Below are 5,303 nucleotides of genomic sequence, written 5' to 3' on the forward strand. Positions count from 1 at the left end.
TCAGCCTCTCGGCGTTATGGGTGTCGTGCCGGCTCAACCAGTCGACCGGGGCGGTCGCGGCGTGCGGGCCGATCCGCTCCCACCGCTTGACCGCGTGGTTGTTGATCCACTTGAGCCCGGACGGCGGATTGAGCCGCTGGCTCCACCGCACGATCACGTCGTAGTCGACCCCGAGCCGTCTGCCCAGGGTGACCGCCTCCGGGCGCCAGCGCAGCAACAGCGCGCTCGGCGCGGCCACTTCGATCCGCAGTAGCCGCAGCTCGCTGTCCAGATCCGCGGCACAGGTCTCCGCCCAGTCGACTGCCGCGGCCAATGCCTCCTCCGCGCCGGCGCGATCGGGTTCGGGGCGGTTGTGGAAGACCTCGTGGGCTACCGCTTCACTGCCGTCCATCAGCCACGCGTCCAACGTCGGCGGCCAGTCTCCCGCCACTGAGGCGTGCAGGCTTACGATCAGGCGCAGCCGCCGGTCGGCCTGCTGCCGTGCAGCGTTCTCGACAGCCGCGTTGAACGCCATGACCGCGTCGATGCGCTGCGCCCACGCGATCAGTTCCGGCGCGTCCAGTTCCCGGCCGGCCCGCTGTGCGAGCGCGACGACGAAGCGGCAGATCCATTCCCGGCAGCCGTCGTGCGAGCCGGGGTACTGCAGCGCGAGGTACTCGACCACGTCTTGCACGCGGCCGAAGGTGGAGCCCGGGATGCGCAGCAGATTGCCGCCGGGGCCGGGGCGCAGGCTGGCGGCCGCCGCGCGCAACATGGTCGTCGTCAGCGACTGGCTGAGCCAGGACTGCAGGAAAGCCGTCGTGCACAGCGCGACCTGGAGATCGCCGACCAGCCGGGCCAGCCGGATTCTCGCCGGGTCCCAGGACGCCGCGGTGACCGCCGAGCTCAGGTCCCGCAGCGCGGCGTCGTCCCAGCGTCCCGGCACCGGCACCGGCACCGGTGCGGGCGGGTCGAGCGCTGCGAGCGCCGCCGCCAGCCTCGCCGAGCCCTGTCTTCCGAGGGTTCCGTGAGCATGGTCGGAGACGAAGCGCCGGTTCGCGGCCAGCCAGAGCGCATCGCGCCCGCCGCGCTCGCCGAAGTAGGTGTACACCGCCAAGTCCTGGCCGCCGAGGCGGGGGCGTACGGCCCCGTCGACGTTCTCCGCGAAGATCAGCGGACCGGCGGGCGTCGTCCCGGTCCGCAGCAACGCGGCGAGTTCCCGGCTTAGCCGCAGGTCATGCGCGTCCTGGTGGACGGCGGAAGCCATCAGCACGGCGAGCGAGGTCCTGCCGCGACGAACGCCTGTGGTCAGGTCCGCGGGGCTGAGCAGTGCGCCCGCGGCGTTGCAGGTGTCGATGATGCCGATCACGCCCGCCACGCCGGCGCAGTCGGCGGCCTCGAGCAGCAGCTCGCGGACGTTCACCGCGCTGCGGCGGACCTCTTCTCGGGAGGTCGGGCCCATGAAGTAAAGGCTCGAGGACTCCCCCGGGGTGAAGCCGTGCCCCAGCAGTGCCAGGACGAGCGTGGCGCGGCTGGCGTCGGCGTGGCCTATCGCCGTGCGGACGATCGCGTAGATGTCGCCGCTGGAGTGCGAGGTGTCGAGCATGACCAGCGCGCGGCCGTCCGGCAGGCCGGGGACGCAGGCGCCAAGCTCCGGATCGCTCAGCACCTCGTGCAGCGAACGGGCCGCGTCCGGCAAGTCCGCCAAGGCACGCATCGCGTCGCACTGCGAAGCGATCACGAGCAGGTGGCGAGGGGCGATCATAACGGTGCGGCTCCGCCGATCCGCGGCGCCGGGACGCTGCCGGCGAGCCGGGAGAGGGCTTCGGCGATCGGACCCGCGACCCCGGCCTTGTCCAGGTACTTCGTCGCCGTGTGCACCCAGAGGCCGTCCGAGTCGACCCGGTCGCTCAGCGCGCTCACGCCGTGCGCGTTGGCCCCGAAGCACTCTTCGAGCCGCGGTCTGGCCACGATCAGGTCGTCCCGGTCCCAGAAATTGAGCCAGCGTTCGACCCGGTCAGGGGTTCTGGGCGGCCGGGGGCGCAGGCGCGGCCAGACCACGGTGTGCAGCGCCAGCGGCGATCCGATCGTGACCAGCAGGGGCACCGGTGCCTGAACGCCGGGGTCGTGCAGGCACTCGTACGCCACGACGCTGCCGAGCGAGTGCGCGACGATGACGGCCGGGCGGTCGTCGACCGCCTCACGTACTCGGGCTCTGATCCGCTCGTCTATCCCCCGGCCGTCCGCGTCCGGCTCGCCGCGGTTGAGGTACCTGGCGACCTGCGAAAGGTCACGTATCAGCAGTTTGGCACTGACCCATTGCCCGGTGCGGCGCAGCGGTCCGAACGCCAACAGGGCGGTCGCGGCGTTCAGCGCCTGCCTGCCGAGGTTCCCCGCGCCCTGGGCCGCGCCGCCCGCTGCAAGCTGGTCGCGTGCGTGCCGAAGCTGCTCGACGTCGGGGGACCCGGGCGAGCGCGGAGGATTGCCCGCCGGGTCCACCTCGGCCAGTTGCAGGTCCACCAGTTCCAGGAGCAGGTCGCGCAGCAGTAGATCCCGTTCCGCGTCGGGCGGCGCGCCTATCTCTCCCTGCGCTCCGGGTGCTTCGAACAGGTCGCCGTAGTAGGCGAATACGACCTCAACCTCAACTGACACGCTGTCTTGGAGCATTGCCGCGACGCCGCTGTGCCCGGCCCGCACGACGCCTCGCACCAGCGCGTCCGTCCAGCGTCGCCGCGCCTCCTCGACATCCGGCTTGGCGCCGATGCCGTGCACGAACACGATCCGCGCATCGGGCGATCGAAATGCCCGCCCAGCGCCCATACGCCATGCCCCCACCGCGTGCGCGTCCAAGATTCGGATTGATCCGTTTCTCGGCAGTGTAGTCCGTGCAGCCCACTGATATGCGGGAAGCGCAAGACCGCTACGGCTGCCATGGATCTGGCGGACTTCTGCAGTCCGGGGGCCGCTGAAGTCCGGTGGCCTCGGGAGACCAGGTCACCAGAGGCGGACGGCTCCCCAGAACTCCAGGTCGGTATCCACGCCGGTCACCCCGATGTGGTAGCCGGACTCGTAGGCGTTGATCTGTACCGCGCCGCCCAAGTAGACGGCCACGTGCTCGTTCGTCGCCTTGTAGTAGGCGAAGCGGACAAGGCCCGAGCAGTCGTACCGGCCGGTGGTGACAGTGTGAGCGGGCCCTGATTCGGCGGATCAGTGCACGACGTCGTAGATCTGCTTCTGCACGCCGTTCGAGTAGACCTCGTGCTCGACCAGCGTCAGCTTCTGCGTGTCCTTGTCCGCGGCGCTGAACAGCCGCTTGCCCGCGCCGAGCAGCAGCGGGAAGACGAGCAGGTGGTAGCGGTCGATCAGGCCGGCGTCGGACAGGCCGTGGTTGAGCGTCGCGCTGCCGTGCACGATGATCGGACCGCCTTCTGTGCGCTTGAGCGCGGCGACCTCGTCGAGCGAGCGCAGGATCGTGGTCGGGCCCCAGTTCGACACCAGCGCGTCCCCGGCGAGCGTGGTGGAGACGACGTACTTCGGCATCTCCTTGTAAAGGCCGAACTCCTGCATGTCGGGCCATACCGGGCTGAAGGACTCGTAGCTGACCCGGCCCAGCAGCATCGCGGCGGCCTGCTGCTGTTCGCGCCCCTTGATCTCGTAGGCCTCGGGGACGAACTCGACGTTCTTGAAGGTCCAGCCGGAGTTGCGGTAGTCGGGTTCGCCGCCCGGCCCCTCGACGACGCCGTCGAGCGAGATAAAGGCGGTGCTGATGAGCGTGCGCATCAGGGTCTCCTCTGTAGGCCGTCCGCTGTTCTGTCTCGAGGATTCTACCGACAAGAAAATTTGTCAAGGAGGATCGAGTTGTCGGTGGGGCGGCTAGGCCTCCTTCACGAACACGAGCCCGTCCGTGGTAGCGAGCCGGGCCGGGTCGAGCGGGGCGTAGCCGTACCAGGGCGACACGCGCGGCGCGGGTGTCGTCCCGCCGAGCGCGGCCGTCAGCTGGCGGGTGTTGACGAGAAACCGCTCCCGCGGGAGCGCGTAGAGAAGTCCTTCGATGGTGTCCGAGGGTGGAATCTCCACTCCGTGCTCGCGGATGGTGCCAAGGGCCGTGGCCACGAAGGCATACTGTTCCGCCAGCTGGGCGCCGACGATCGAGCCGGCGCCCCACCACTGCACCGGCCCTTGCCACATCTGCATCGAGCTCCTCGTTCGCTGCAGGTGGCTGTTGTGGGCGAACACCAAAGCCGGGCCCTGTTCGGCGAGGGCGAGCAGGTTGGCTGCCATCATCAAGTCCCGCAGTGCGCACAGCCGGGTCATCCGACTTGGGGAAGAGTCGGCCATCGCATGGTGGTAGCGCAGCAGCCCGGTAGCGGTACGCGCGTACAGCCGTGCCCGGTCCAGATCGTCGCGAGAGGTCACCGCGATCAGGTGTGGTAGCTGCGTATCGAGCAGGGCTGACAAATCGTCGGCGAGCAGCCGCAGCTGCATCGCCTCGGACGTGCGACCTACGGATTGGGACGGGTCCATCATCGCGGCCTCGTTGGTCCACTGCTCGTCGGCGCCGAGCAAGCGGTCGAGTGTTTCGGCGGTGCACGGGAGCAGGTCGGCTTCGATATGGGCGGCGAGGTAGCCGTGCAGCGCGCTGAGAGCCTGACGGGGGCTGGCGGCGGCAGTGATCTCCAGCGGCCCGTCGAACCCTGCGAAGCGCAGGCGCTCGGACGCCGGCCGGCCGTCGTTGTGGGCGCGCATCCAGCGCACCAACTCACGGTTGCCCGCGAACGCGCCCCACTCGTGGCTGAACCCGCGCGCCATGACCTCGTCGAGGGTTCCGGTACCTGACGCGACGTAGTCGTCGACGATCAGGCCCCTCATGCAATCGCTCTCGACCGTGATCGTCCGGTAGCCCTCTTGCTCGACCAGCTGCCGGAAGAGATCGTTGCGCGCCTCAAGCAGGGCGTCCGGGCCGTGCGTCGGCTCGCCCAGGGCGAGCAGCCGTGGCCGGCGGACCGGGAGCAATTCGATGACGGTGGCGGCGTCGAGGACATGAGCGGCGTCTTTGAGATCAGCGGTCATGTCCCTAAACGGTATCGTTGAACTGACGGTTGAGACTTTTCTACGGAACTGGCAGGACGACGACGCGAAACATTCAAACCGATGGTCCCCTCAGGCCGGTTGACCTGGCGCGTCGGCACGGCCTGTCGACGCAGGCGGTCAGGAATTACGAGGCGGCCGGGATCCTTCCGGCCGCCGAACGCACCGACTCCGGCCACCGCACCTACACGCGGCTGCATGCGCACGCGTTGCACGCGTTCCTCGCCCTCGCGCCG

5 protein-coding genes are annotated in these 5,303 nt (G+C 69.5%); 1 reads left to right on the forward strand and 4 read right to left on the reverse strand.

Annotated features, from left to right (window positions below; translation table 11 throughout):
• From VFB40_RS23505 to VFB40_RS23520, 4 genes are all read right to left on the reverse strand, one after another.
• A partial coding sequence (locus VFB40_RS23505; RefSeq protein WP_324854214.1) for a vWA-MoxR associated conflict system protein occupies positions 1-1,744 on the reverse strand: 1,744 nt, incomplete at its 3' end.
• A complete protein-coding gene (locus VFB40_RS23510; RefSeq protein ID WP_324854216.1) occupies positions 1,741-2,757 on the reverse strand; it encodes a hypothetical protein in 1,017 nt (338 codons plus the stop codon). The genes VFB40_RS23505 and VFB40_RS23510, both read right to left, overlap by 4 nt.
• Before the next feature lie 429 nt (positions 2,758-3,186).
• Positions 3,187-3,759 carry a dihydrofolate reductase family protein gene (locus tag VFB40_RS23515; RefSeq protein ID WP_324854218.1) on the reverse strand — a complete coding sequence of 191 codons (573 nt, stop codon included), beginning with the start codon at positions 3,757-3,759 and terminating at the stop codon, positions 3,187-3,189.
• 93 nt (positions 3,760-3,852) lie between these two features.
• Positions 3,853-5,049, reverse strand: a complete 1,197-nt coding sequence (locus VFB40_RS23520; RefSeq protein ID WP_324854220.1) for an erythromycin esterase family protein — start codon at positions 5,047-5,049, stop codon at positions 3,853-3,855.
• A gap of 71 nt (positions 5,050-5,120) precedes the next feature.
• On the opposite strand from VFB40_RS23520, the gene VFB40_RS23525 reads away from it, so the two are divergent.
• Positions 5,121-5,303, forward strand: a 183-nt coding sequence (locus VFB40_RS23525; RefSeq protein ID WP_414642135.1) for a MerR family DNA-binding transcriptional regulator, incomplete at its 3' end; no start/stop codon positions are given.

This window comes from Actinocrinis sp., assembly GCF_035650855.1.
In the GTDB taxonomy this organism is placed as follows: Bacteria; Actinomycetota; Actinomycetes; order Streptomycetales; family Catenulisporaceae; genus Actinocrinis.

What these genes read in the sequence shown, in the direction of transcription:
- VFB40_RS23515 (WP_324854218.1), bottom strand. Translation starts at nt 3,759, where the DNA reads ATGCGCACGCTCATCAGCACCGCCTTTATCTCGCTCGACGGCGTCGTC.
- VFB40_RS23520 (WP_324854220.1), bottom strand. Translation starts at nt 5,049, where the DNA reads ATGACCGCTGATCTCAAAGACGCCGCTCATGTCCTCGACGCCGCCACC.